The 26,504-nt window shown below is 72.0% G+C and carries 24 protein-coding genes; 13 read left to right on the plus strand and 11 right to left on the minus strand.

Annotated features, from left to right (window positions below; genetic code table 11):
• The first annotated feature begins 7 nt into the window (after positions 1 to 7).
• The 3 genes from ACLIBK_RS20945 to ACLIBK_RS20955 all read left to right on the plus strand — a co-directional run bounded on the left by ACLIBK_RS20945 (position 8) and on the right by ACLIBK_RS20955 (position 2,868).
• Entirely contained in the window at positions 8 to 958 is a 951-nt protein-coding gene (locus ACLIBK_RS20945; protein ID WP_415389251.1) for an ABC transporter permease, read from the plus strand.
• 402 nt (positions 959 to 1,360) lie between these two features.
• On the plus strand, positions 1,361 to 2,185 hold the full coding sequence (locus ACLIBK_RS20950) for an ABC transporter permease (RefSeq protein WP_415389252.1): 825 nt from the start codon (positions 1,361 to 1,363) through the stop codon (positions 2,183 to 2,185).
• 14 nt (positions 2,186 to 2,199) lie between these two features.
• Positions 2,200 to 2,868 carry a GNAT family N-acetyltransferase gene (locus ACLIBK_RS20955; protein WP_415389253.1) on the plus strand — a complete coding sequence of 223 codons (669 nt, stop codon included), beginning with the start codon at positions 2,200 to 2,202 and terminating at the stop codon, positions 2,866 to 2,868.
• Here the strand turns inward: ACLIBK_RS20955 and ACLIBK_RS20960 are convergent.
• The gene (locus ACLIBK_RS20960) at positions 2,805 to 3,365 is read right to left on the minus strand and encodes a hypothetical protein (RefSeq protein WP_415389254.1); all 561 of its coding nucleotides are present in this window, start codon (positions 3,363 to 3,365) and stop codon (positions 2,805 to 2,807) included. The two genes, ACLIBK_RS20955 and ACLIBK_RS20960, sit on opposite strands and share 64 nt — an antisense overlap.
• A gap of 616 nt (positions 3,366 to 3,981) precedes the next feature.
• On the opposite strand from ACLIBK_RS20960, the gene ACLIBK_RS20965 reads away from it, so the two are divergent.
• The 8 genes from ACLIBK_RS20965 to ACLIBK_RS21000 all read left to right on the plus strand — a co-directional run bounded on the left by ACLIBK_RS20965 (position 3,982) and on the right by ACLIBK_RS21000 (position 10,980).
• Positions 3,982 to 4,566, plus strand: a complete 585-nt coding sequence (locus tag ACLIBK_RS20965) for a cytochrome b (RefSeq protein ID WP_415389255.1) — start codon at positions 3,982 to 3,984, stop codon at positions 4,564 to 4,566.
• A gap of 425 nt (positions 4,567 to 4,991) precedes the next feature.
• On the plus strand, positions 4,992 to 6,251 hold the full coding sequence (gene murA, locus ACLIBK_RS20970) for a UDP-N-acetylglucosamine 1-carboxyvinyltransferase (protein ID WP_415389256.1): 1,260 nt from the start codon (positions 4,992 to 4,994) through the stop codon (positions 6,249 to 6,251).
• 5 nt (positions 6,252 to 6,256) lie between these two features.
• On the plus strand, positions 6,257 to 7,132 hold the full coding sequence (locus ACLIBK_RS20975) for a BadF/BadG/BcrA/BcrD ATPase family protein (protein ID WP_415389257.1): 876 nt from the start codon (positions 6,257 to 6,259) through the stop codon (positions 7,130 to 7,132).
• A gap of 91 nt (positions 7,133 to 7,223) precedes the next feature.
• The gene (locus tag ACLIBK_RS20980; RefSeq protein ID WP_415389258.1) at positions 7,224 to 8,033 is read left to right on the plus strand and encodes an IS5 family transposase; all 810 of its coding nucleotides are present in this window, start codon (positions 7,224 to 7,226) and stop codon (positions 8,031 to 8,033) included.
• Positions 7,948 to 8,328 (plus strand): ABC transporter substrate-binding protein, encoded by a 381-nt coding sequence (locus tag ACLIBK_RS20985; protein WP_415389259.1) that lies wholly within the window; start codon positions 7,948 to 7,950, stop codon positions 8,326 to 8,328. Before ACLIBK_RS20980 ends, ACLIBK_RS20985 begins: the two co-directional genes overlap by 86 nt.
• Positions 8,329 to 8,361: 33 nt before the next feature.
• On the plus strand, positions 8,362 to 8,613 hold the full coding sequence (locus ACLIBK_RS20990) for a hypothetical protein (RefSeq protein WP_415389260.1): 252 nt from the start codon (positions 8,362 to 8,364) through the stop codon (positions 8,611 to 8,613).
• 525 nt (positions 8,614 to 9,138) lie between these two features.
• Entirely contained in the window at positions 9,139 to 9,570 is a 432-nt protein-coding gene (locus ACLIBK_RS20995) for a septal ring lytic transglycosylase RlpA family protein (protein WP_415389261.1), read from the plus strand.
• Positions 9,571 to 9,912: 342 nt separating this feature from the next.
• Positions 9,913 to 10,980, plus strand: a complete 1,068-nt coding sequence (locus tag ACLIBK_RS21000; RefSeq protein ID WP_415389262.1) for an amidohydrolase family protein — start codon at positions 9,913 to 9,915, stop codon at positions 10,978 to 10,980.
• 259 nt (positions 10,981 to 11,239) lie between these two features.
• Here ACLIBK_RS21000 and ACLIBK_RS21005 read toward each other — a convergent pair whose 3' ends face one another.
• The 10 genes from ACLIBK_RS21005 to ACLIBK_RS21050 all read right to left on the minus strand — a co-directional run bounded on the left by ACLIBK_RS21005 (position 11,240) and on the right by ACLIBK_RS21050 (position 24,039).
• On the minus strand, positions 11,240 to 12,352 hold the full coding sequence (locus tag ACLIBK_RS21005; RefSeq protein ID WP_415389263.1) for an amidohydrolase family protein: 1,113 nt from the start codon (positions 12,350 to 12,352) through the stop codon (positions 11,240 to 11,242).
• Positions 12,353 to 12,610: 258 nt separating this feature from the next.
• Positions 12,611 to 13,282: a class II aldolase/adducin family protein gene (locus ACLIBK_RS21010; protein ID WP_415389264.1), complete on the minus strand. Its 672-nt coding sequence runs from the start codon at positions 13,280 to 13,282 to the stop codon at positions 12,611 to 12,613.
• 136 nt (positions 13,283 to 13,418) lie between these two features.
• A complete protein-coding gene (locus ACLIBK_RS21015) occupies positions 13,419 to 14,444 on the minus strand; it encodes a Bug family tripartite tricarboxylate transporter substrate binding protein (RefSeq protein WP_415389265.1) in 1,026 nt (341 codons plus the stop codon).
• Positions 14,445 to 14,761: 317 nt separating this feature from the next.
• Positions 14,762 to 15,652, minus strand: a complete 891-nt coding sequence (locus tag ACLIBK_RS21020) for a VOC family protein (protein WP_415389266.1) — start codon at positions 15,650 to 15,652, stop codon at positions 14,762 to 14,764.
• A 191-nt stretch (positions 15,653 to 15,843) separates the two neighbouring features.
• Positions 15,844 to 16,836, minus strand: a complete 993-nt coding sequence (locus tag ACLIBK_RS21025; protein ID WP_415389267.1) for a Bug family tripartite tricarboxylate transporter substrate binding protein — start codon at positions 16,834 to 16,836, stop codon at positions 15,844 to 15,846.
• Positions 16,836 to 18,050, minus strand: coding sequence for an FAD-dependent monooxygenase (locus ACLIBK_RS21030; protein ID WP_415389268.1), 1,215 nt, complete (start codon positions 18,048 to 18,050; stop codon positions 16,836 to 16,838). Before ACLIBK_RS21030 ends, ACLIBK_RS21025 begins: the two co-directional genes overlap by 1 nt.
• Before the next feature lie 334 nt (positions 18,051 to 18,384).
• Entirely contained in the window at positions 18,385 to 19,350 is a 966-nt protein-coding gene (locus ACLIBK_RS21035) for a Bug family tripartite tricarboxylate transporter substrate binding protein (RefSeq protein WP_415389269.1), read from the minus strand.
• 133 nt (positions 19,351 to 19,483) lie between these two features.
• The gene (locus tag ACLIBK_RS21040; protein WP_415389270.1) at positions 19,484 to 21,250 is read right to left on the minus strand and encodes a thiamine pyrophosphate-binding protein; all 1,767 of its coding nucleotides are present in this window, start codon (positions 21,248 to 21,250) and stop codon (positions 19,484 to 19,486) included.
• Positions 21,251 to 21,815: 565 nt separating this feature from the next.
• Positions 21,816 to 23,234: an aldehyde dehydrogenase family protein gene (locus ACLIBK_RS21045; protein ID WP_415389271.1), complete on the minus strand. Its 1,419-nt coding sequence runs from the start codon at positions 23,232 to 23,234 to the stop codon at positions 21,816 to 21,818.
• A 13-nt stretch (positions 23,235 to 23,247) separates the two neighbouring features.
• The gene (locus tag ACLIBK_RS21050) at positions 23,248 to 24,039 is read right to left on the minus strand and encodes an SDR family NAD(P)-dependent oxidoreductase (RefSeq protein WP_415389272.1); all 792 of its coding nucleotides are present in this window, start codon (positions 24,037 to 24,039) and stop codon (positions 23,248 to 23,250) included.
• A gap of 176 nt (positions 24,040 to 24,215) precedes the next feature.
• On the opposite strand from ACLIBK_RS21050, the gene ACLIBK_RS21055 reads away from it, so the two are divergent.
• The gene (locus tag ACLIBK_RS21055) at positions 24,216 to 25,193 is read left to right on the plus strand and encodes a Bug family tripartite tricarboxylate transporter substrate binding protein (protein ID WP_415389273.1); all 978 of its coding nucleotides are present in this window, start codon (positions 24,216 to 24,218) and stop codon (positions 25,191 to 25,193) included.
• Between the two features lie 391 nt (positions 25,194 to 25,584).
• On the plus strand, positions 25,585 to 26,337 hold the full coding sequence (locus tag ACLIBK_RS21060) for a helix-turn-helix domain-containing protein (protein WP_415389274.1): 753 nt from the start codon (positions 25,585 to 25,587) through the stop codon (positions 26,335 to 26,337).
• Positions 26,338 to 26,504 lie beyond the last annotated feature (167 nt).

Here is a 26,504-nt window from a genome sequence, read left to right on the forward strand (position 1 = left end):
TGCGCCGATGTCCCGCTCCTCGCTTCCTTCGCGCCTGCTCGACCTCGCGGTGGTGCTGTTCGGCGTGTCGGTCGTGGTGTTCCTGCTGATCCGGCTGATCCCCGGCGACGCGGTGGCCATCATGCTCGGCGCCAATTCCGAGGTGACGCCGGAGCGGGTGGCGGCGCTGCGCGAACGGCTCGGCCTGGATCAGCCCTTGCCGGTGCAGTACGCACGCTGGGCCTGGGCGGCGCTGCGCGGGGATTTCGGCACCTCCATCTGGACGGGGCGGCCGGTGGCGGGGGAGATCCTGGCCAACCTGCCGCCCACGCTGGAACTGACCGCGCTGTCGCTGATCCTCGGCGCCGGGCTGGCCGTGCCGCTGGGCTGCTGGATGGCGCGCATCCGCGGCGGCGCCGGCGATGTGGCGCTGCGGGTGCTGAGCATCGCCGGGCTGACCATCCCCTCCTTCTGGCTGGGGATCGTGATGATCCTGCTCCTGGCCACCCTGGCGCCCGATGCCGCCGCCCTCGGCTACGTGCCCTTCACCGAGGACCCGCTGGGCAATCTGTCGCGCATGGCGCTGCCCGCCCTGGCGCTGGCGCTGCCCATCCTGGCCAACCTGTCGCGGCTGGTGCGCTCCTCCATGCTGGACGTGCTGGGGCAGGATTTCGTCCGCACCGCCCGCGCCAAGGGCGCCCCCGAACGGCGGGTCATCTTCGGCCACGCCCTGCGCAACGCGCTGATCCCCTTTACGACCGCCGTGGGCATCCAGGCCGGCTACCTGCTGGGCGGCGCCATCGTGGTGGAGCAGGTCTTCGCCATCCCCGGCCTCGGGCGCCTGATCCTGGGCGCCGTGGCGGAACGCAACTACCCGCTGGTGCAGGCCACCATCCTGGTGGTCACGGCCGGCTTCGTCTTGGTGAACCTCGCCGTGGACCTGCTCTACCGCGTCATCGACCCCCGCGTCCGTGGCTGACCGCGCCTCCTCCCTCCGGGGTGCGCTGCCGGGGGCCGTTGCCGGGGGACGGGTCGGGTCGGGGTGGTGGCGCTTCGGAGTTCGGGCCTGGGCCAGAAGGGCCCTGCCCCTCTGGACACCCCAGGGCGAAGGCGGAGCCTTCGTCCCGCGCGAGGAGCTTAGGCTCCTCGACCTCATGAGCGCTCCGCGAGGAGGGGCTGCGGAACAGGTGGTGCTTGTGGCGCGACGTGGGGCATGGCCCCTCCTCGCGGAGCGCTCCTGGCGGGGTCCGGGGGGATACGATCCCCCCGGCGGGGTCCAGGGGCAGCGCCCCTGGCCCAGGCCGAACCCCGAAGCACCACCGCTCCAATCGCTCCGTCCCCCGGCGACGACCTCCGGCAGCGTAACCCGGAGGGTGGGGGCGTGAGGTGGTGGCGGAGGCAGCGGCTGTTGGTGGTGTCGGCGGCGCTGGTGGCGGCCGTGATGGTGCTGGCCTTCGGGGCGGGGCTGGTGGCGCCCTATGACCCGTTGCAGCAGAGCGTGGTGGCGCGGCTGCGGGGGCCCAGCGCGGCGCATTGGCTGGGCACGGACCAGCTGGGGCGGGACGTGCTGTCGCGGGTGCTGTTCGGGACGCGGACCTCGCTGGTGACCTGCGTGGCGGCAGTAGCGCTGGCGCTGCTGGCGGGGGGCACGCTGGGGCTGCTGGCCGCCTTCTACCGCGGCTGGCTGGACCGGATCGTGATGCGGGTGATGGACGTGCTCTTCGCCTTTCCCGTGCTGCTGCTGGCCATCGGCATCATCGCCGCCCTGGGGCCGGACGGGCGGGGGGCGGCGATCGCCATCGCGGTGGTCTACACGCCGATCTTCGCGCGGCTGCTGCGCGGCCCGGCGCTGGTGGTCTGCGCCAGCCAGTACGTCACGGGGGCGCGGGCGATGGGGGCTTCGGATGCGCGCATCCTGTTCCGCCACGTGCTGCCCAACCTGGCTTCCGTGGTGCTGGTGCAGACCAGCCTGCTGCTGTCGGCGGCGGTGCTGGTGGAAGCCTCGCTGAGCTTCCTGGGGCTGGGCACGCAACCGCCGACGCCCTCGCTGGGGCTGATGCTGTCGGAAGGGCGGAACTTCCTGCTGCTCTCGCCCTGGAGCGCGATCTTTGCCGGCCTGGCGATCCTGGTCGTGAGCTTCGGCTTCAACCTGCTGGGCGACGCGCTGCGCGACACGCTGGACCCGCGGCTGCGGGGCGGTCGGTGAGGATAAGTGGCGCGATGGGCGGTTTCGCCGGGGAGGCGGCGCCGCGCGACGCGGCAGGCGGCGTGATGCCGGCGGGAGACGCCACCCTCGGGGAGGGCAGGACGGCGGCGCAGGCCGGCGCTGCGGTGGAGGGTGGCACCGCGATGGCGGACGGCGGCAGGATGCCGGGAGGCTCCTCGGTGACCCTGCGCGCGGCGACGGCGGCGGATGTTCCCGCCCTGGCGGCGGTGGCGGAACGCGGCTACCGCGCGGGCTTCGCCGGCATCCTGGATGCCGCCGTGCTGGACATGCAGGATCGTGCGGGTTTCGCCCACCGCTTCGCCGCAGCCTGGCCGCGCCTGGCGGTGGCCGAGATGGATGGCAGCCTCGCCGGCTTCTGCCTGGTGTCGCCGCCGCGGCTGGACATGCTGTTCGTGGACCCCGGCTTCACCCGGCGCGGCCTAGGCGCCGCGCTGCTGCGGCAGGCCGAGGCGATGGGCGCGCGGGAGCTGGAATGCTTCCGCGACAACGCCGCCGCCCTGGGATTCTACGCCCGCCAGGGCTGGCATCCCCTCTCCGCCCACCGCCGCGACTTCCTGGGGGCGGGGCGCGACTTCCTGATCCTGGCGCGGCAGGGGGCTCAGGACATCTCGGCGCCGAACAGCCGATGGCCCAGCGCTTCCCAGGCGTCGTTGTCCCAGTAGAGCCTTCGCCATTTCGGGTCGTGCAGCTTCCAGATGCTGCTGAAGCGCTGGAGCTCCTCGCCCTCCTCGTCGATCAGCCGGTTGACCATGGCCATGTTCACCCGCCGGTTGATGCGGGAAAAGCCGAAGCGGGCCCCGGGCGGCACGTGCGGACTGTGCTTGTCCCAGCGGATCTCGTTTCCCAATGCCTTGAGCAGCACCCAGAGCGCGCCGGCGATGGTGCGGTCCATCGGGCCGAACTGGTGCTGTTCCCGGCGGTGGCCCGTGCGCATATGGGCGTCCACGAAGCCGCGGGTGGCCATCTGGTCATGGATGCGCAGTGCGCCGAAATGCGACCGGTGCGGCGTGAGGTTGCCGGGTGGCGGCCAGATGCGGACGGTGTAGCCGACCTCGGCCGGCCGGACCTCCCCGGCCTGGTACCAGCGGGCGATCTCCACGGTGAATTCGGGGTCGTACAAGGCCGCCACGAATTCGTCCGTGGTCGTGGTGCAGTCCACCGTTTCAACTCCCGTGCGAATGGCCACCCGGCTTCAGGCAGACACCCGCAGCACGGCCGGGGTTTCCGGCACAGCACGGTTCCGCGACCCGGGGCAGTGGGGATCGATACGATGGCAGTTCCACCCCGCACAACGGAAGCCCCCTTTGTACGCCCTGTCGCCGCGACCGATCCCGCCCAACCGTGGCGCTCGACGTTTCGGGCATGGGGGTGGACATGCTGGACATCCGTCGCGCCCCGTCGGGGGATTGCGGGGCGCCGCCGGCCGAGGAGCCCGGCCGGGCCGCGGAGGCCTTCCGGAGCGATTTCCTGTCCGGCCTGCCCCCCTGGAATGCCACGGCTTCCAGGCCTGGTGCATCGCCCTGCGCGAGGATGCGCGGAGCCTGCACCGCTCCTCAGCCGTTGCAGGCGGCGCCGGCATGCCGGGCCGGTAAACAGTCGCGGCGGGAGGCTCGGCCCGGTGCCATGCCACCCTGTGCGGCCACTGCCTGCACAGGGGCCCAAGGAGCGCCTGCGCAGCTCCTCCGCTTCCTGCATGACACGGACTTCACGTTCCGCCCTTGCACCCTTAATTCAGGGGAAGAAGTCCGATCAGGCGCGGACAATGGAAGGCGACGATGGCGACGAGCTGGATGGACTCGCCTGAGGGCTATGGCCGCGTCAGCCGTGCCTTCCACTGGGGGATGGCCATCCTCTTCGCGTGGCAGTTCGCCGGGGCCATCCTCTTCGTCTCGATCGGCGACAGCGCTCTGACGCGCTTCGTCGGGGGCACCCATTTCGACATGGGTTTCACCCTCTTCGTCCTGGTGCTGCTTCGGGGCGGATGGGGATTGCTGAACATGGGCCACCGCCCGCCGCACCAGGGCACGGCCGGGAAAGCAGCCGTCGCCGGGCACTTGCTGCTGTACGGGATGATGATCTTCATCCCTGGCATCGCCTTGTTGCGTCAGTACGGCACCGGCGATGCCTTCTCCCCCTGGGGCATTCCCCTGATGCCGCACCGGGGCACGAAGATCGAGTGGATGATGGCGCCGGCCAATCTGCTGCACTACTGGCTCGGCTTCGCGCTCCTTGCGGTGGTGGTCGGCCACTCGGCCATGGTGCTCCTCCACCGCGTTCTGTGGAGGGAAGACGTGATCAGCCGCATGACGCGCGGGCGCGACGCGCCGGATGCCGTGCAGAGGCCTGCCGCGTTGCGATGACGGCCGGTCGAGCCGCAGCGCTCGTTTTCTCCTTGCCAGTTCCGAGTGGCGGTACAGCCGCCGCGGGTCGGCTCTGGTCAGGCTCGTGTCCCGCTGCACCGGCTGGTGAGACGCGGAACCCCTTGCGGTTCTTGCCGTCCTGGAACCAGACCCAAATCTCACATCCGAAGTCAGTCCATCCGCTCGCCCGTATCAGGCTCCTCGACCCCATGCGTGCTTCCGGCGGAGGCCGAGCTTCCCCGGCGAAGACACGAGGAGGCAGAGCCTCCGGGCTCAGGCCGGAACAACACGGATCAACCATCTCACCAGGACCCGGCACCACCCCCGGGGCACCGTCGTGAACCGGCGCAGGGCACCCGGGGGTGGTTGGGGCGCAGGGCGGCGGGGTAGTGTTGGCCGGGCGGCGGGCCTGGGGAGTTCAGGGCATGGACCAGCTCGTGGTGCGGGGCGGGCAGCGGCTGGAGGGGGCGGTGGCGATTGCCGGCGCCAAGAACGCCGCGCTGCCGGAGATCGCGGCCTGCCTGCTGAGCGCGGCGCCGCTGACCCTGCTCAACCTGCCGGCGCTGAGCGACGTGGACACCATGCTGGCGCTGGTGGCGCAGCACGGGGTGCGGGTGGAACGCGGCCCGGCGCGGGTGACGCTGGATGCGGGGGAGGCGAACGGCACCGGGGCGCCCTATGACGCCGTGCGGCGGATGCGCGCGACCGTGCTGGTGCTGGGGCCGCTGCTGGCGCGCTTCGGGCGGGCGCGGGTCAGCCTGCCCGGCGGTTGCGCCATCGGGGCGCGGCCGGTGGACCTGCACCTCAAGGCGCTGTCGGCCTTGGGGGCCGAGGTGTCGCTGGAAGGCGGGCTGGTGCTGGCCGAGGCGCCCGCGGCGGGGCTGCGCGGGGCGCGGGTCGTGCTGGCCTTGCCCTCCGTGGGGGCCACGGAAACGGCGATGCTGGCCGCCACCGCCGCACGCGGCGAGACCGAGATCGTCAACGCCGCGCGGGAGCCGGAGGTGGCCGACCTGGCCGCCTGCCTGCGCGCCATGGGCGCGCGGATCGAGGGCGCCGGCACGCCGCGCATCCTGGTGGAGGGCGGCCGGCCGCTGGGTGCGGCCCGGCACGAGATCCTGCCCGACCGGGTGGAAGCCGGCACCTATGCCGTGGCGGCCGCCATCACCGGCGGGCGGCTGGAGCTGACGGGGGCGCGGCTGGAACACCTCGCGTCCGTGGGGGCGGCGCTGGAAGCGGCGGGGGTGCAGCTCTGGCCGGGGGATCGCGGCTTGGTGGTGGAACGCGCCGGGCCGCTGCGGCCGGTGGACATCACCACCGAACCCTATCCCGGCTTTCCCACGGACCTGCAGGCGCAGTTCATGGCGCTGATGGCCACCGCGGAAGGCACCTCGCTGATCCGGGAAACCGTGTTCGAGAACCGCTTCATGCACGTCCCCGAGCTGGCGCGGCTGGGCGCCAACATCACCCTGCGCGGCACGGCGGCGGCGGTGCGCGGCGGGGCGGGGCTGCGCGGGGCGCCCGTGATGGCCACCGACCTGCGCGCTTCCGTCTGCCTGGTGCTGGCGGGACTGGCGGCGGAGGGGGAAACCACGGTGAACCGCGTCTACCACCTCGACCGCGGCTACGAGGCGCTGGATCGCAAGCTGGTGCGCTGCGGCGCGCGGATCGAGCGGCGGCCGGGCTGAGCGCGGTGGCGGCGCCGCTCTTCCTGGGGGTGGATGGCGGCGGCACCGGCTGCCGCGCGCGGATCGAGGACGCGGCGGGCAACCCGCTCGGCGCCGGCATGGGGGGGCCCGCCACCACCCGGCTGGGCGTGCCCGCGGCGATGGCGGCGGTGCTGGAGGCCTGCCGCGCCGCGGCGGCGGAAGCGGGGCTGCCGGAAGCGGCGCTGGAACGCTGCCATGCCGGGATCGGGCTGGCCGGCGTCGGGCGGCGCGGCGCGCTGGAGGAGCTGCGCGCCCTGCCCCTGCCCTTCCGCTCCGTGCGCTTCGTCAGCGACGGGCTGGCGGCCTGCCTGGGCGCGCATGGCGGCCGCGACGGCGGCATCGTGATCGCGGGAACGGGCAGCATCGGCCTGGCGCGGGTGGCGGGGGCGGAGCACCGCGTCGGCGGCTACGGCTTCCCCATCTCCGACGAGGGCAGCGGCGCCGATCTCGGTTTGCGGGCGATCCGGCTGGCGCTGCGCGCGGCGGATGGTCGCCACCCTGCCGGTGCCCTGCTGCGCGCGGTGCTGGAACGCTTCGGCGGCGAGCCCACCGTCGCCGTGGCCTGGATGGACCGCGCCAGCGCCACGGACTACGCCACCTTTGCGCCGCTGGTGCTGCGCCATGCCGACAATGGCGACCCCGATGCCCGCCGCACCGTGCAGGATGCGGCGGAGGCGATCGACGGGCTGGCCCGGGCGCTGCTGGAACGCGGGGCGCCGCGGATCGCCCTGCTGGGCGGGCTGGCCAGCGCGATCGAGGCCTGGCTGGCGCCCGACGTGCGGCGGCGCCTCACCCCGGCGGAGGGTGACGCGGTGGCGGGCGCGCTGCTGCTGGCACGGGAAGACGCGGCCGGGTCCTGAGAGCCTGTTTGAGCGGCCCTCTGCCGTCCGTCCCCATCTACTCCTGAGGTGAACACCGCGAACCGCCTGGCGGGGCGGAGGGGTGGGAGAGATGTGGACGGAGCGGCATCGGGCAGGCCACGCGGCGCGCCTGAAGCACATGGTTTCGAGTTGCGCGGTGCGCGAGGTGGCGGACTGGCTGGAGCGGGCTGATCCACCCAGCAGCGACGGTGCCACGCCGACCCTTGCCGTGGTGCGGGCGATCGCGTGGCACCTGCGGGTGGGCGGTGGATGGCGGGCACTACCGCCGGACATGCCGCCGTGGCGGACGGTGTACGGCTGGTTCCGGCGCTGGCAGGCTCTAGGCCTGTTCGGGCGCATGATGCGCGACTTGGCCCGGCTGCGCCGTCGCGCGGCAGGCCGCAGGGCCGAGCCAAGGCTGGCGATCATCGACACGCAAACGGTGAAGTGCATCCCGGTGCGCGGGCCACGTGGCTTCGACGCTGCCAAGCGGACGTTGGGGCGTAAGCGGGTGGCCATGGTGGATGCCGACGGCAACTGGCTGGCCATCGCCGTCGTCCCGGCCTCGGTCCAGGAGCGCGACACCTTGCCTGCACTCGACGATGGCAAGGTGGCCTGGCCGAGCCTGCGGGTTGCGATCCTCGACGGCGCCTTCACCGCCGAGCGCTGCCGCGAGTGGTCAAACCTGCACGGCATGCGCCACGAGGTCGTCGTGCGGCCCCCAGGTCAGCGGGGTTTCGCCGTACTGCCCCGGCGATGGGTGGTCGAGCACAGCTTCGGCTGGCTCGCCCACTGGGGTGGCCTGCTGCGGGATCGTGCCGGTCGCCTCGACGTCGCAGCCGCGCGTCTCGCCTGCGCCGCCGTACTCGCGGCCACCGAGGCCCTCATCAATCCGCTCTGATCTCGCTCAAACAGGCTCTGAGAGAAGCCTGTGCCGTCAGGCCGGGCCGATGCGGCACTGTCCCTATGATCCCGCGGGGGCGCGGCGCCTGCTGGCGGAGGCCGGCTTCCCGAACGGCTTCCGCATGACGCTGCACACCTCCAACGACCGCCACCTGAACGATGCGCGCACGGCACAGACGATGGCGCAGATGTGGTCGCGGGTGGGTGTGCAGACGGCGGTGGAGGCACTGCCCTGGAGCAGCTCTTCCGTGCGCGTCACCAAGCAGGAATTCGGCATGTCGCTGCTGGGCTGAGGCAGCACCACCGGCGAGGCATCCTATGCGCTGGTGAACCTGATGCGGACGGTGAACCCCGCCGCCCGCACCGGTGCTGCCAGTATCGGCCGCTCTTCCAACCCGCAGCTGGACAACAACGAGCGCCGCGCGGCGCAGGAGGCGGTGCGGCTGGCGGTGGAGGAGGTGGCGATCATGCCGCTGTTCCAGCGGAAGAGCATCTGGGCCACGCGCGCGGGATTGCGGATGGAGGCGCGCATGGATGACTGCGCCGTAGCCGTGGGTGTTTTCGCCGTGAAGCCCTGATGCGAGGCGCCGCCGGCCGGGATGTCCAATGCTTCCCGGCCAGCGGCATCAGCCACGTTGCGCTGCGGAACTTCGTCGCGGGCCGGAGCAGCTTCAACAAGAACGGAGTTCCGGCGCTGCCATCGCCGCAGCAGGGAGAGAATTCCGGACCGGAATCGGGCATTGCGTCCGTGCCTCGAAGCCCGACGATGCTGCAACGTCGTTGATGCCATCTTCACAGATAGTGGCGAGATTGCGGCGACGCCGCTGCTGCGGTCACCATCAACTCGGGCCGTGGTACCTCACCATGAAAGTGTTTGCATCCCGCGAAGATCACGCTAGACACTGCGCAGCACTCGACGGCCAGGCCCAGAACAGGGGCCGAAGCCGGAAGAGGTGATCATCTGGCAGCGTGTATCCGCACGGGCCGCATCGTTGCGGAAGCTGTTGGGCCGAGGCGGGCTCAGGGATTCATCGCTTCGGGACACAGGCTGGAGATTTTTGGATTTGAGGATGTTGCTTTCGCGCGCGGCATTGATTTGCGTCGTGCTCAGTTCTGCCTCGATGGTGGTGGGGTGTTCGGCCGTACCGGAGGCGCCCGCCGCGGCGGCGCAGCCGGCACCGGTCCTGGCGCCCCCGCCACCGGTCATCGCGGAGCGCGACCCGTCCACCAGCCGCGAGCAGGGCGACGCATCCTATTACGGCCGCAGCTTCACGGGCCGCAGGATGGCGAACGGGCGGCGCTTCGATCCCCGCGCCGCATCGGTCGCGCACCGGACGCTGCCGCTGGGCAGCACGGTGCTGGTGACCAACCTGTCGAACGGCCGCAGCGTGACGGCCACCGTGGAGGACCGCGGCCCCTTCGTGGAGGGCCGGATCGTCGATCTCAGCCCGAGGCTCGCCGACCACCTGCAGATGCGCCGGCAAGGCGTGGCACCGGTGGAAGTGGAACTCGTCGAGGTCGCCGAGGCGCCCTGACGGAACGGCGGACCGGCTGGCTCCTTCGTCTCCTTGCGCGTGACCACGATCACGCACGACGCGCCAGCGGCGTTTCTGCTCCGGACTGACGGTATCCCGACGTGACGCGGCTCCGTCGCGCGTCCCGCCGGCGCAGATAGGGATGCTTCCGCGCCCGCGGCCCTGCGCGCAGGCGCAGGCGCAGGCGCAGAATTCTGCGGGCCCGGCTTGCTCTTGCGCCCCCGTTTCGCGCTGCCTACCATTCCGCGCAAGTACCGAGACCGCTCCGGCCCAGGTCGCGACGAGGCCTGCTGCCGCACGATGCGTTTCGGGGCAGAACAGGAGGGGGGATACGGGATGGCCATGATCGGACGTCGCGGGCTGCTCGGCGCCGCGGGTGCCGTGTTCGTGGGCTGCTCCTGCGGGACCAGGCCGTTGCTCGCCGCGGATGCGCCCGCCGCGCCGCGCCCGGTCTCCATCGGCGGCCGCCGGGTGCCGGTCTGCGATGTTCACGCCCATTGCGCCTTTCCATCGGTCAACGCGGCCCTGCGCGGCACCCCTTTCGACAAGCCGATCGCGCCGCCTTCCCTGGTGGTGGCGCAGAACCGGATCGCCGCCATGGATGCGCGCGGCATCGACGTGGCGCTACTCTCGGTGAACATCTACTGGTGGTACGATGCGGATCGCGACGTCGCGGAGCGCGTCGTCCGCCTGCAGGACGAAGGGCTGGCGGAACTGTGCCGCGCCTATCCCGGCCGCTTCATGGCCGCGTCCTCGCCGGCGGTGCAGTTTCCCGACCTCGCGGCGCAGCAGCTCGAACATGCCGTGCGCAACCTCGGCGCCCGCGCTGCCTCCGTGGGTGGCCACGTCAAGGGCGAGATGCTGTCCTCGCCGCGCTTCGACCCCTTCTGGGCCAAGGTGGTGGAGCTGGGCGTGCCGGTGTTCATGCATCCCGACGGGGCGCAGAACCTGGTGCCGACGCGCGCCTGGGACGGGCGCGGCGAGCTCAACAACGTCATCGGCAATCCGCTCGAAACCACCATGTTCCTGAGCCGGATGATCTTTGACGGCACCCTCGACCGGTTCCCCGGCCTCAAGATCATCGCGGCCCATGGCGGCGGCTACCTGCCCTCCTATCTCGGCCGCGTCGAAGTGGCCTGCGAGGTGCGCCCCAATGCGGGCTGCACCAACAAGCGCAAGCCGTCCGAATACCTGCGCGACCAGATCATGGCCGACAGCATGGTGTTTTCCGAGCAGGGCATCCGCCACCTGGTGGCGGAGATGGGCCCCGGGCAGATCATCTACGGTTCCGACATGCCCTATGTCTGGCCCGACACGATCGACCACCTGGTGCGTGCCCAAGGGATGGGCGACGACGACAAGCGCGCCATTCTCGGCGGCAACTTCCAGCGCGTCCTCAAGATGGCCTGACGGGCGCGGCCCCCGGCGCCGGACTGCGGGCCGCCGGGGGCTGCTGCGGCCGGTCGGGCGGTGGTCGACATGGTGATCCGCGGCGGCATGTCCGGCGGGTCGCTGCCAATGCCGGCGGTCGGCGCGGCCGGGATCTCGACGAAGCGTCGTGCCATGGTCGCGTTTCCCTCGCCGCGGTGGACTGCGCGGCGGGAAAACGGAGCGCGTGCCAACCCTTTCCCCCGGCGCTGCCGGGGGATGTTGCGGGAAACCAGTCGCCTCAGGCGCGCAGGCGCGGGATGAGACGGCGCGGGTTCTCCATCTCCACCGCCCGCATCACCGCCGGATCCAGCTGGACGCCGAGCAGGTTGCCGACCTGGTCCACCGGCAGGCGGAACGGGTAGTCGCTGCCCAGCAGCAGCTGGGTCGGCGGCACGATGCGCAGCAGCGCCCCGAGAGAGCCGGCATTGCCCACCTGCGCCGTGTCGTAGTTCCAGTGCGCCAGCGCCGCCCGCACGCCGCCCGGCGGCAGCTTGGCCGCCATGCCCGGGCCAGCCGCCAGCGTGTCGAAGCGCTCGATCAGGAAGGGCATGGTGCCGCCGGCATGGGAGAAGATGAATTCGATGTTCGGCCAGCGCGTCGCCGCCCCGGCAAAGGTCAGGCTGGCAATGGTGCGGGTGGTGTCGGTGCCCCATTCAATGGCGCTGTCGGTGATCCCCGGCACGAGGTTCACGCAGCAGGCGGCGCTGACCGGATGGGTGTAGACCACCGCGCGGCGCCGGTTCAGCTCGTCGAACAGCGGCGCGAAGTACGGGTCGCCCAGCCACTTGCCGTCGTAGTTGGTGAAGAGCTGCACGCCGTCCGCCTTCAGTTCGTCGAAGGCATGCGCCAGCACGCGCAGCGAGGCGTCGATGTCGGGCAGCGGCAGCGAGGCGAAATTGCCGAACTTGCCGGGATGGTCGCGCACCAGCCCCGCCACGTACTCGTTGCAGGCGCGCCCGAGATCCTCGGCGCGGTTGCCGGCCACCGCCAGCCCGGGATTGGTCAGCGACAGCACCGCGGTGGTGATGCCCGAGCGCTCCATCTGTTCCAGCGAGCCTTCCAGCGTCCAGCTGTCACCCACCGGATTGCGCGGCGCATTGGAGGCCCGCGCCGCGGCCAAGTAGGCGGGCGGCGCGACGTGGTGGTGCACGTCGATCCGCGCCGCGTTGGTGCGCGCCAGGTTGCGCGCCGGCTGCCCCGTGCCCGGCGCCGCGGCGGGCGCCTGGGCCTGGGCCGGACGCCACGCCGCCAGGGCACCGCCGAGCATCGCCGCACCGAGCAGCCCGCGCCGCGTCGGGCGGCATCCGCAGCCGAGATGGGTGGGGCGGGCCGCGTTCTCGCAAGACAGCATCGGCGTTTCTCCCGTGGTCCTGATCAACGGCGTGCAGGGGCAACGCCGCGTCGGATTTGATGCCCATAGGATCGCGTCCGCCAGCGCAGATCAACCCGGCCGCGCCGCACGGGAGGAGTTCGGCGCAGCCGGGTCGCGCGACATCACGGGGCAGGCCGGGCCCTCACGGCGGCACGCCCAGCCTTCAGCGCAGCCGGCAGGGTGTTCGGCAGGGCGAACCGCCACATGCCGCCAGGCCGCCCGACGACGTCGGGAGGGTTACGCGACCCGCGCCTTCTGGTGGTCCCAGGCCTTCTGGAACAGGTTCCGTTTCCACAGGTTCTCCCGGCACGCCGCCTGCTCCTCCGGCGTGAAGACGTAGGGGCGGCCCAGCGCGCGCGCCATGTACTGGCGCTGCGCATTGTCTTCCAGGTAGAGGGCCAGCGCGAAGCTCTCGACGATGTCCGCGCCGACCACCACCGCCCCGTGGGAGCGCAGCAGCACCGCCCGGCCCGCGCCCAGGGTCTGCGCCAGGGCCGCCCCGGCCGCGCCCGTGTTGACCGAGAGCGGGTTCGGGAACAGCGGCACCTCGCCCAGCAGGGTTCCCTGGGCGTAGACGGGCGCGAAGGCTTCGCCGACCATGGACAGATAGGTCGACCATTTCGGATGGCCGTGCACGACGGCGCCGACATCCGGGCGCTGGCGGTAGATCGCGGCGTGGATATGGTATTCCAGCGGCGGCGCGTCCGTTCCCCGGATCCTCTCGCCGTCCAGGCCGATCTCGACGAGGTCGTCCGTGGTCAGGTGGCTGCGGACGGAACGGCCCGAATTGATGAGCAGCCGGTCCGGCGCCGTGCGGATGCTGCAATGGCCGTTGTAGTCGATGATCTCCGCCTGCGTGAGCATGCGCACGGCATCGACGAGTTGCTGTTCCCGCTCAGCCTCAGTCATCCTGCGTCTCCAGAGCCGGTGCGGCACGACGGCCGGTGCAGGTTGCGCCACCCGCGGGGGCCACACCCGTGGGCGGGCCGCTTCGCGACGGTTCCGTCCCTTTCGGCGGCTGCGCCGCGTCGGAACACCCGGACGGTCACTGGGCCTGCGCGCCCGACGCGCGCGCGATGGGAACCCAGCGCTCGGTTTCCTCCTGCACGAAGCGCGTGAACTCGGCGACGGTGAGGGGACGGCTCACCGCCCCCTCGTCGTTCAGGCGCTGCACCATCGCGGGAAGCGCCAGGATGCGGCGGACCTCCTCGTTGAGCTTCTCGGCAATGGCGGGCGCGAGGCCCGCGGGCCCCGACAGGCCGAACCAGGTCGTCGCGACGAGGTCGGGATAGCCGGACTCGCGAAAGGTCGGGACCTCCGGAAAGGCGGGAAGGCGCTCCTGGGAGGATACCGCCAGGGCACGCAGTTGGCCGCCGCGGATGCTGCCCGCGGCGGAGGGAAGCGCCATGAAGCCGCAGTCCAGGACGCCGCCGAGCAGGTCGGAGATGCTGTTGTTGCCGCCGCGATAGGGAACGTGTTCCAGGCCGGCATTCGCCGCCTGCCGGAACATCTCGCCGATGAGGTGGCCGTGGGTCCCGACGCCGGGCGAGGAGAAGGACTTGGACTGGCCGCGCCTGGACGCCTGGATGAAGTCCGGCAGGGTCCGGGCCGGGTCCGCCACCCGCACCACCAGCGCGATCGGCGGACCGCCGAGATAGGCGACATGGGTGAAACTGCGCACGCCGTCGTAATCGGCGCCGCTGCCGATCGCCGGCGCGATCACGTGCGAGGCGATGCCGGAGATGAGGAGGTTGTAGCCGTCCGGCGCAGCCCGCGCGACGGCGGAGGAGCCCAGGACGCCACCGCCGCCGGGCCGGTTCTCCACCACGAAGGGCTGCTTCAGGCTCTGGGAAAGTTCCTGGCCCACCAGCCGGCCGAGCGTGTCCGCGCTGCCACCCGGGGCAAAGGGGGCGATGATCCGCACGGGCCTGGACGGCCAGGCCTCGCCGCTCTGCGCCAGGGCAGGGCCGCCCAGGGCGGCGGCCAGCCCCGCCAGGGCGGTCCGGCGCGTCAGGCCGGTCCGGGTCCCCGAAGCGCCCTGCGCCCCGAGGGCCTCATCATTCGCTGACATCGCCGCTTCCTCCGTGTTTCGTTTCTTTCCTGCCCCGCGAGCGGGCGGGCATCCAGCAGGATGGTGCAGGGCCATTTACGACGTATTTCGCTGCGGTGGAGGGCCCCGCGCTCACCGGTTGCGCGCGCGGCGCGGCCACGGTTGTGTCACGTGCGCCCGCGCCGGGCACCACACGAAAGCCTGGGCGATGCCAGGGGTGCGCGCAGAGGGTCCCGGGCCGGGATTTTTCGTTCCGGCCCGATCCCCGCTGCCCGGCCTAGGCTGCCGACCCGGGCGCGTTCCGTTGCGGGGAAGCGCGGGAAACCGCAGGCCGGGCCTCAGGCGTCGCGAAAGCCCTGCGGCGTGGGGATGCCCCAGGCATTGGACAGGAAGGGGTCCATCTCCCAGCGGCGCGGTCGTAGGGGCGTTTCGTGGTGCCAGGGGCGCGGGTCCCAGTGGCCAGCGGCCTCGTCGCTCATCTGGTCCAGCTCCGTGTAGAGCTCCAAGATCTGTCCGTCCGGGTCGAGGTGGTAGGTGTAGATGTTGTGCCCCACCGTGTGCCGCCCCGGCCCCCAGATGAGCGGGACGCGCCGCTTTCCCAGCATATCGCAGGCCTCCTTCACATGCGCCCAGTCACGCAGCTCCATCGCCAGGTGATGGAGGCGCGGCGCCGGGCTGCGCAGAAGGTTCACGGTGTGGTGGTCCGGCCCGCAGCGCAGGAAGGCGAAGAAGTCGCCCATCCAGTCGGAGACGCGGAAGCCCAGCACCTCCGTGAAGAAGGCGACGCTGCGCGCGGGGTCCACCACGCGAAAGGCGGCGTGGCCGAGCTTCAGCGGGGCGATGGTGCCGCCCGCCGGCGAAGCGCCGGAAGCTTCGCGCTCCTCGTAAATCTCGATGCGCTGCCCGTCAGGAGAGTCGAAGGCCACGAGGGCGGGCAGGTCGGGCCCCGTGTCGGAGCGGTGCTCCGCGGCGAGGCCGTGGCCGGAAAGCTGGCGCGCGACATCCCGCAGTTCCGTCCCGCGCGGCACCTGCAGGCCAAGCGCCGCGCAGCCCGCCGCCTCGCCGCGCCGGAGCACGACGGAATGGTGGTCCCCCGGGCAGGCCAGGAAAACCGCGTCGCCGTCGCGCGCCACGGTGGCCAGGCCGACCAGCCCGGCATAGTGCTCGACCTGGCGCTCGAGCTCCGGGGTGAACAGCGCCACGTGGCCGATCTTGCTGACACGGATCATCGGAAACCCTCGGGTTGGGAGGAGAAGGGGGGAAAGCGCGCCGGGGTAGGCCAGCCGGGCGGGCTCCGCCTCGCGCGCCGGCACCGCCGGCCCGGGGCCGCGGGTGCCGCGGTCGGGCGCGTTGGCCCGCGATCCGGTGTTCCGGGCGTCGCGGGCCCGATGCGGGATGGCTGCTTCATCCGCCGCCCCGCTCAGCCCCCCGTGATGCCTTCGCGCGCGATCACCTCGCGCCAGAAGGCGAACTGCCCGGCGATGTGCGCCCGCGCCTCCTCCGGCGTGCCGCCGGTCGGGCGCATGGCGCCGAGGCGCAGCTTTTCCCGGGTGGCGTCCTCCCCCAGCCAGGTGTTCACCGCCTCGTTCAGCCACGCCACGAGGCCGGGCGCCATGCCGGGCGGGCCGAGCATGGCGTACCAGAGCTCGGGATTGGCCAGCGGGAAGCCCGCCTCGTCGAGCGTGGGCACGGCCGGCATCTCCTCCCAGCGCTGGCGCGCCGCCACGGCCAGGACTCGCAGCTGCCCGGCCTGGGCGAGCGGCAGCGCCATGGGCGAGGGCAGCATCCCCGCCGTCACCCGGCCGCCGACCAGATCCTGCACCGCGGGCGCGGAGCCGCTGTAGGGAATGTGGTTCAGCTCGATCCCGGCGCTGCGCATGAACAGCGTCATCACGAGGTGCTGCGCCGTGCCGTTGCCCGGGGATGGATAGTCCAGCGCCCCCGGCCGGGCGCGCGCCAGCGCCGCGAGTTCGCGCACATCGGCGGCCGGCAGGTCGGGGTGCGCGACGAGCACCAGGAAGCTCGACCCCAGCAGCGCCACCGGCGTGAAGCCGCGCACGGGGTCGTAGTCCATCCGGCCGGGATACAGGGACGGGTTGACCACCAGCGGCGAGGCCTGGACCAGGAGGGTGCGCCCGTCCGGCGCCACGCGGGCGACGTGCTGCGTGCCGATATTGCCGTTGGCGCCCGGCCTGTTCTCCACCACCGCCGCGGCGCCGGAGCGCTGCTGGAGGAACAGTGCGAAGAGACGCGCCAGGATGTCCTGCGGCGTGCCCGGGGTGGTGGGCACCACGATCGTCACGGGCCCCGCCGGCTGCGCCCCGGCATGGCCACGGGGCAGCAACAGCGCCGGGGCGGCCAGCGCCGTGGCGAGCAGGACGCGACGGCCCAGGGGATGCGAGGCGCCCGGCATCAGGCCGGCACGGCTTCCAGCGGGGCCGGAACCGCCCCGCCGTCGCGAAAGGCGAGTGCCGCTGCCTCGACGTCGTAATCGTAAAGTTGCCGGCGGAAGCGGCCGGCATCGGCGATCTCCCGGTCGCGCTGCTCCAGGCTGCCGGAGCGGGAATCGTAGCGCAAACCGTTGCGCCGCGCCTCGGCCTGGATCACGTCGGTGCGGACGCGCCGCAGCGCCTCGTAGCGCCGCAGCACCTCCGGCACCGCCGCCGCACCCTGCCCTTCCAGCAGCACGGCCAGGGCCACGCCGTCCTCGATCGCCTGGTTGGCGCCCTGGCCGAGATGCGGCAGCATCGGGTGCGCCGCATCGCCCAGCAGCACGAGGCGTCCCGCCGTCCAGGCCGGCAAGGGCCTGCGGTCATAGAGGCCCCACCAGAAGCAGCTTTCCACCTGGGCCAGCAGCTCCGTCACCGGCGCGTCCCAGCCGGCGAAGGAGGCGGCCAGCTCGTCCCGGTCGCCCACCGCGGACCAGGATTCCACCGTCTGGCTGCTGGTGGGCACGAAGCCGACATAGTTGAGCAGCTGGCCGCTGCGCACCGGAAACACCATGAAGTGCTTGCCGTCGCCCATCCAGACCTGGTGCGCCTCATCGCGCCAGTTTGGCAGGCGGTCGCGCGGCACCAGGCCGCGATAGGCCCGGGAGCCCGAATATTCCGGCGGCATGGGGCCGACCACGTATTTCTGCAGCACGGAGTGGATGCCGTCGGCGGCGATCACGAGGTCGGCCTCGGCGGTGCGGCCATTGGCGAATTCCAGCCGCGCGACGTCGGCGTCCTGCTGCAGCCCCACGCAGCGGTGCCCGGTGCGCACGACGCCGTCGGGCAGCGCCGCGGCCAGCGCGTCCAGCAGGTCGGCCCGGTGCATGCCGTAGAAGCCGTTCCAGCCGCTGGAATCCGTCGTCACGATGGGACCGACCACGCTGCCGTCCATGCGGCAATAGCGCGAGGCCGGGCCGACCCGGGCGCCGACCCGGGCCAGCGCGTCGCGCAGCCCCATGCGTTCCAGCTGCCGCAGGCTGTTCGGGTAGATGAAGACGCCGGCGCCGATCTCGCCCAGCGCGGGCGCCTGCTCGAACACCGAGACCTGGATGCCCCGGTGGCGCAGCGCGCAGGCCGCGGCGAGGCCACCGATGCCGCCACCCACGATCGCGGCGCGCAATGGCCTGTCTGACATGGCGTGTTTCCTTCCTGCTCGGCGCCGCCGGGATGCGGGGCGGAAAGGGCGGCGGGCAGGACCGGTGCGCGCGCGGCGCAACCGCCGGACATCCCCGTCACCACGCGCGCTCCCCGCGGAGCCTCCCTTCTCGCCCGTCCTTGCTTTCCGCGCAGGATGGCGGCGCCGGATACGGCCGGCAACCCTCGGATTGCGCGGGATCGCAGCGGTGTATCGGCCGCGGGGGGCGCTCTCGCCTCCCGCGGCGGCGATCGTGCAGTGGCTGCGGGTCCGTGCGGCCAGCCGGCAGGGCCCTTTCCGCACGTGATCCGCCGATGGCCTCGCCGGGCCATTCCTATTCCGCGGTGATGCCGGCCTGCCGGATGACGTCGCCCCAAAGGCGCGCCTCGGCCCTGGTGAAGGCGAGCGCCTCCTCGGGCGTATTGCCGACAGGGTCCGCCCCGGCTTCCGTCAGGGTCTTGCGGGCCTGCTCGTCGTGCAGGCTCGCGCGCACCACGGCGCCGATCTGCTCCACGATGGCGGGCGGCGTACGCGGCGGCGCCACCAGGCCGAACCAGGCGGTGGACACCAGCCCGTCCAGGCCCGCTTCCCGGGCGGTCGGCAGTTCCGGCAGCTGCGCCGAGCGCTGGGTATCGGCGATCGCCAGGGCCCGCAGCTTCCCGGCCCGCAGCAGGGACAGCACCGCCGCCACGTTGGCGAACATCATGTCGACCCGCCCGGCCATGACATCCGTCAGCGCCTGGGGCGCGGAGGAATACGGGATGTGGCTCAGCTTCGTCCCGGTCAGCGAACTGAACAGCTCCGCCGTCAGGTGCGGGGTCGAGCCGGCACCGTTGGAAGCGTAGGTGAAGCGCCCCGGCTCCTGCCGCATCGCCGCCACCAGGCCGAGGACATCCCCGGCCTGCACGCTGGGCCCGACGGCGATCAGGTTCGGCACCCGCAACAGGGTGGAGATCGGCACGAAACCGGCGGGGTCGTAGGGGAGGTTGCGGTACAATACCTGGTTGAAGGCGATGGGCCCGGGCGAGGCGATCATCAGCGTGTGACCGTCCGGCGCCGCGCGCGCCACGGCGGCCGCACCGATGTTGCCGCCAGCGCCGGCCTGGTTCTCCACCACCACCGGCTGCGGCCAGGCCGCGCGCATGCGCTCGGCCACGATGCGCGCCGAGATGTCGGCGAAGCCTCCCGGCCCGTAGGGAAGCACGATGCGGACCGGGCGATTGGGGAAGCTTTCCTGGGCCGCGAGCGGCCGGCCCAGGGCGGCCAGCCCGAGGGCGAGAGCGGAACGGCGAAGGATCACGGGAACTCCTCCCTGGGACGGTTGGTTCCGACGCCGTTCGGGCGAGAACCGGCGCCCGTTCGGTCAGGCCGCGTGGCGCACCCTCACCCGGATGCACCACCGGCCGCGGTGGCGCTGCGATGGCGGCACGGGTTCACGGTGCCGGGCGGCCGCCGGATGCCTCGTTGAGGTCCCGCTCCGCACCGGGCGGACACAGGAGGTCGATCAGGCAAGGGCGGCCGGCTTGCACCACCTGCAGCGCGCGGGCGATCGCCGCGGGCACGTCCTCCGGCCGGCTGACCGGGCCGATCGCCTCCACGCCCTGCGCCTCGGCCAGCTTGGCGAAGTCCAGGGCCGGGTCGTCCATGCGCTGCCCGATCCAGCGGCGCGACGGGTCGCGGCCGCGCCGCCGCGCCACCCCTTCCTGGTGCAGCTCATCGTTGAGGTAGGAACGGTTGTTGTTGACCAGGATGAGCAGCGGGATCCCGTCATGCGCGGCGGTCCAGAGCGCGTTGATGCCCATCGACACGTCGCCATCCCCCAGCACTGCCACCGGCAGGCGCCCCGTCCCACGCAGCGCCAGCGCCGCCCCGATGGAGATGCCGAGGCCGGAGCCCACGCCGCCGCCGCCATCCTTGCCCAGGTACGACAGCGGGTGGCGCAACGGCCAGGCCTGATCCGGCCAGCCGCGGCTGAGCGCGACGAAACTGACCAGGTCGGGATCCTCCACGGCGTCCCGCAGCGCTGCCGCCACGGCCGAGAGGGTGACGTGCCGCGCCGGCGCGGCCGGCGGGGGCGGCGAGGACGCGGCGTGCCATCCGGCGCGGGCCGGTGCGGGACCCAGCGCCGCGAGCAGCTCGGCCACCGTGGCATCGGGGTCGCCCGCCAGCGGATGGTCCACCGCCGCCAGCCCCTGGTGTTCCATGGAAGCGCCGTGGTGCAGCTGGTGGTCCAGCGTCACCTCGATCACCGGGACGGGCGGGGCCTCGGCCGGCCAGGCCTGCTTCAGCGTGCCCCCGAGGTCGATCCAGTCGAGCGCGAGCAGCAGGTCGGCCTGCTGCAGCACCGCCCTGGCGGGACCGGACAGGAAGTTGAACATCGGTGCCGCGTGCAGCGGGTGATCGGTGGGAAAGGCCGCGCCGGCCTTGAGGTCCGTCAGGACGGCCGCGCCCAGCCGCTCCGCCAGCCGGACGCGGTTGGTCCAGGCTTCGGTCGTGCGCGCACCCTTGCCGGCCAGGATCACGGGCCGCTCGGCCGCCTGCAGCTGCTGCAGGGCGGCCGCAAGGGCGGCGGCATCGGGCCGGGATGGCGCGGGGGCCGCGAAGCGCCGCGGCTGCGGCAGTGCCGGGGGACGCTGTAGGGGGTCCTCCTGCAAGGCCGCGTCGAGGCAGACGTAGACGGGCGCCGGGGGACCGGAGCGCGTCAGGCGGTCGGCGCGCAGCAGCGCTTCCACCATCGCCGGCACGGAGGCCGGCTGGTTGTCCCACTTGATAAAGGACCGCACCAGCGCGGCCTGGTCCGTCGCGGTGTGGATCCAGTCGATCCAGGGGCGGCGCCGCGCCGCGTCGACCGGCCCCGTGGCGCCGAGGATCAGCATCGGCACGCGGTCGCACCAGGCGTTGAAGATCGCCATGGAGCCGTGCATCAGCCCGACATTGCTGTGCAGCACCACCGCCATCGGCTCACCCGTGACCTTGGCCCAGCCATGCGCGATGCCGACCGCGTGCTCCTCGTGCAGGCAGAGGACCATCTTGGGATCGGCATCACCGAGATAGTTCACGAGGCTGTCGTGCAGCCCGCGGAAGCTGGCGCCGGGATTCAGCGCGACGTAGCGGAAGCCCAGGTCGCGCAGCAGCTGCGCCGCGACGTCGCTGCCCCAGCCCATCTCGTTTGAACCGGAAGCCGGCGTCGCAGGGTTCATGGCGTTTCTTGATCCTCCGGGCACGAGGCCGCTACGGGCGGACGTGCGCAATTCTTCTGCCGTCAACTTCCGGATCATCACGTTAGAGCCGGTGCGGCTTCGGTCAAGCCACTGGCGCCGGTCCCTCATATGCAGGGCCGCGCTTCAACGTGTGGAAGATTCACGCCTGCCGTCCAGGGCGGCATACCGCGACGACCGAGGATGTCTTTCGCGCAACGGCTTGTTCTTCGTCGTCAGCAGATCGCTGCCCGGGATGCGCAGCGCGCGGAGTGGCGCGCGCGTGTTTCCCTGCATCCTGCTGGCGACTATTTCCAATGCCGCGCTGTTGCTGCGCGCCTGCATCCTGCGCCTCGGAACGGCCGCGACATGCTTCCGCCCCCGCGATGCGGCCCGACACGACGGCGCCTCTTGTTGCTGCCGGCGGCCCATGTGGACGTGCTTCCACAACGGCACTCCTGGACCGGCACCGCGCCGCGCTTGCCCTCACCGGCACTTCCCCCGGAGGTGCGACGCCTGTGGCAGGGACGTCGGAAAAGGTGCACCACTACTCCCCGGAACTACACACCTAGTGTCCGAGGATAGCCTTGACCTCGAGGTACTCCTCGAAGCCGAAAACCCCGAACTCCCGCCCGTTGCCGGACTGCTTGTAGCCGCCGAAGGGAAGGCTGCGGTCGAAGACGGCGCCGTTGATGTAGACGCGCCCCGCCCGGATCCGGTCGGCGACGCGGCGCGCGCGGGCGGGATCCGCGGACTGCACGAAGCCGGCCAGGCCGAAAGGCGTGTCGTTGGCGACTCTGATCGCCTCCTCCTCCGTGTCGTAGCTCAGGATGCAGAGCACAGGGCCGAAGATCTCCTCCCGCGCGATCCGCATCCCCGGCTCCACGTCGCCGAACACCGTCGGCAGGGCGTAGTAGCCGCGGTTGAGCTGCGCCGGCCGCCCCAGGCCGCCGGCAACCAGCGTCGCGCCCTCCTCGATGCCGGAGCGAATAAGGTCCTGCACCTTCCCGGACTGCATCCGGCTCACGAGCGGGCCCATGGTGGTTGCGGGGTCCAGCGGGTCGCCGAGGCGGACGCTGCCCACCGCCTCGCGCGCCGCCTCGAAGGCCGCCTCGCGCGCTGCGCGGGGTACCAGCATCCGCGTGGGCGACTGGCAGTTCTGGCCGCCATTGGTGTAGCAGGCATGAACGCCCCCGATCACGGCCGCACGCAGGTCGGCATCGTCCAGGATGATATTGGCCGACTTGCCGCCCAGCTCCTGCGCCACGCGCTTCACCGTTTCCGCCGCCAGCTTCGCCACCCGCACGCCGGCGGTCGTGGAGCCGGTGAAGGACACCATGTCGATCCCGGGATGGGCGGCGATCGCCTCCCCCACCGTGGGGCCGTCACCGTTCACGAGGTTGAACACGCCGGGCGGCAGGCCGGCCTCGTGAACGACCTGGGCAAAGAGCATCGCGCTGAGCGGCGCGACCTCGCTGGGCTTCAGCACCACCGTGCAGCCCGTGGCCAGGGCGGGGGCGACCTTCGAGGCCACTTGGTTCAGCGGCCAGTTCCAGGGCGTGATGAGGCCGCAGACGCCGATGGGTTCGCGGCGGAGGATGCCGTTGCCCATCCGCTCCTCGAAGCGGTACTCCGCGAGCACCCGCACCGCCTCCTCGAAATGGAAGAGGGCGACGGTGGCCTGGCGCTCCGTCGCGAAGGTGATGGGGGCGCCCATCTCCAGCGTCATCGTTCGCGCCAGCTCCGGCAGCCGCGCGCGGAAGCCCGCGATGATGCGGTTGAGGTAGCCCAGGCGCTCCTCGACGCTCGTGAGGGAATAGGTCTCGAAGGCCCGGCGCGCGGCGGCAACGGCCCGGTCCACGTCCCCGGCGGAGCCGAGGCTGATCCTGGCGAAGACCTCTTCCGTCGCGGGGTTCTCGACGCCCAGCGCCGATGGCGCGGCCGGGTCCACCCAGGACCCGTCGATGTAGAATTTCAGCGTGTCCATGGCGGTCCTGGCCCTAGAGGTGCCTGCCCTCGTCCACGGGCAGCACGATGCCCGTGGAGCTGGTCAGGTTGACGATGCAGGCGATCACGGCCCGCGCGACGTCGTCGGGGGTGGTGACGTGGGCAAGGGGGAGGCGCTCGGCCGTCCTTTCCAGCTGCTCCCGCGTGCGGCCGGGCACGAAGCCCGTGTCCACCCCGGCCGGCGAAACGGAGAAGACCCGCACCTTCGGCGCCAGCACCTTCGCGAGCGCGAGGGTGAGCGCGTCCACGCCCGCCTTCGCCGCGAGATAGGCCAGGCTGCTGCCGAGGCCGGTGCGGGCCGCGATGGAGGAGATGTTGACGATCGCCGCGCCCTCGCCGCGTTCCAGCAGGGGGCGGAAGGCGCGGATCACGGCGAAGGGGCCGCGCAGGTTCACGGCGACAGTGCGGTCGAAGATCTCGTCCGTCAGCGCGTCCAGGTCGCCGGCGGGCACGGGCGTCGTCGCGCCGCCGGAGTTCACCAGTGCGTCGAGCCGCCCGTGGCGCCGTTCCACCGCCACCACGGCCTCCGCGATGGAGGAGGGCTCGTCGATCGCGACGCGCAGCGCCATGTGGCCGCTGCCGTCCAGCGCGGCAGCCACCTCCTCCGCCTCCGAACGTCGGCTGTTGTAGCCGACGACCACCGCGGTCCCCATCGCGGCGAGGCGCACCGCCGTCGCCCGGCCGATGCCGCCGCTGGCGCCCGTCACGAGCGCGACTTTCGGAACGGACAGCGTGGGGAGGCGCGTGCCGCGTACCGGCGCGGCTTCTCTTGCTTCCTCGCTCATCGCGGCTCTCCCTTCGCGTTCGGCGGCGAAGCTAGTGAAAGCGCGGGGCGCGTCGACTCGTGATTGCCGAAATTCCGCATCCCGGAAAGTGCGCAGATTGGCGGGGCGCCACCCGATGGCTCGTCTAGGGTGCCTCCATCAAGCGGCGCGGCTCTTGCGCGGCAGGGGAGGAAGGCATGGACACGCGCGTTACTCGCAGGGCCGCGCTCGGTATCGGCGCGGCCGGGCTCCTGGCCCCGCCGGTCGCGCGGGCCCAGTCCTGGCCCTCGCGGCCGGTCACGATGATCATGCCCTTCTCCGCCGGCGGCGGGACGGACCTGCTGGCGCGGGCGCTGGCGCAGTATCTCGGCGAAACGCTGGGGCAGCAGTTCGTGGTGGACAACCGCAGCGGCGCGGGCGGCAACATTGGCGGCGCCGCCGTCGCGCGCGCCGCGCCCGATGGCTACACGATCCTGTTCGGCACGCCCGGGCCGTTGGCGAACAACAAGCTGATCTACCGCAACCTGTCTTTCGACCCCGAGCAAGCCTTCGCGCCGGTCGTGCTGATCGCGAAGTCGCCGCTCGTCGTCGCGGCCAGCACCTCGCTTCCGGTGAGGGACATCCGGGAGATGGTGGCCCATGCGAAGGCGAATCCCGGGAAGCTCACCGTCGGCGTGCCAGGGAACGGGACGCTCGGCCACATCACCGCGCTGCTGCTGGAAAAGGAGCTGGGAATCAGCCTGACGAGCGTGCCCTATCGCGGCACGGCCGACGTGGTGAAGGACATCCTGGGCGGTCAGATCGACCTCGCGATGGACTTCCTGCCCTCCTACGTGCCGCTGGCACAGGAGGGGAAGATCCGCGCCCTCGCCGTGACCACCGCCCAGCGGTCGAGCGACCTGGCGGATGTCCAGACCGTGCAGGAGGCCGGGTTCCAGGGCTTCGAGGCCTCGGCCTGGTACGCACTGGCCGCGCCGGCGGGAACGCCGGCCGAGATCGTGGGCCGGCTGAACGCTGCGACCAACGCCTTTCTCGGGAGCGAGAAGGGCAAGGATGCACTGGCCAGGCTGAGCATGCAGGGCGTCGGCGGCAGCCCGGCGGAGCTGAAGGACTTCATCACGGCTGAGCTGCGCAAGTGGGGCCCGGTGATACGGGAGGCGAACATCGTCATGTGACGGGGCGAAGCGGGGAAAAGGCACCCTGCGGGCGGTCAGACCAGGCGCGAGGGCGGGCCGGAGGTGCTGGCGCCGGTGGACAGGCCGGTGCCGCGCGGCCTTTCCTTCGCCCAGGCGGGACTATGGCGTCGGGGACAGGGCGGACTACCGCGAGGCGGACTGGCCGGAGCGGGTGCGCGCCCGGGAACCGGTAGAGTAGGTCTGGCCGCTGATCGAGAACGGCCGGACTCGCCGCCACATCTGCGGCATCCACCCGCTGGAGAAGGGAGGGGACGGCGCAATCCGTGCTCGACGCGAAGGCCCGGATCGGCAATCTGGTGCTGACGGTATCCGGCATGGCGGAGGCCGTGCCGGAGCCGCTGACCTGAGCGACCCACACGTCCAATCCGTCCTGCGCGCCGTTTCGGTGCTGAAGGAGCTGAACCGGCAGCGCACCACCACGGTGGAGAAACTGTATCGCGCTACTGGGTTGCCAAAGCCGACCATCATGCGGCTGCTGGGCACGCTGATCGCCGCGGGGCTGGTCACGAAGGCAAGCCGAGGGCTCGGCTACCACGTCACCTCCGACGTGCTCTCGCTGAGCGCCGGCTACCATGGCGGGCCGCTCGTGGCAGAGGCCGGGCGGCCCTGGGCGGCAGACCTGACCCGCCGCCTGCGCTGGCCCGCCGCCATCGCGGTGCTGGACGGGGCGCGGATGGTCATCAGCGTCAGCACCATCGCGGACAGCGCGGTCTCGCCCTTCCACAGCTCGGTCGGATCGCATCTCAGTCTCGTCACGCGCGCGCTCGGCCGCGCCTACCTCGCCTGGTGCCCGGACACGGAGCGGCGGATCCTGTTGCGGATGCTCCTCGCCTCCTCCGACCAGGAGGATAGCCCGCCGCACCTCGCGTGCATGATCCGCGGCATCGTCGCTTCCGTACGACAGCAAGGCTATGCGCTGCGCGACCCGAAGGTGGAGCCGCGCTCCTCCGACACGGTGGCGGTGCCGATCGCCTTCGGGGACGCGGTGGCCGGCACGCTCGGCCTCAGCTACTTCCGTTCCGCCGTGAACCACCGCGTCCTGACGGAGGAACTGGTGCCAGCCCTGAAGGAGGCGAGCCGGGAGATCACCGCCTCTATGGAGCGCCTCCAGCGCGGCGCCTGAGCTCGACTTCGGCTGTTGGTTTGCACCGAGAGCTGACCCGGGATTGGAGTGCGCCCCTCCTGGTGGACGGCTTGGGCGAAATGGATTGACCTCTCTGGCTGGGCTTCCGGAGGATGGAAGTCATGGCACGGCACCGTTCCCACAGTGTCGCATTCAAGCGGCAGGTG

The sequence above is a fragment of the Roseomonas sp. BN140053 genome, from assembly GCF_047690175.1.
Lineage (GTDB): Bacteria > Pseudomonadota > Alphaproteobacteria > Acetobacterales > Acetobacteraceae > Roseomonas.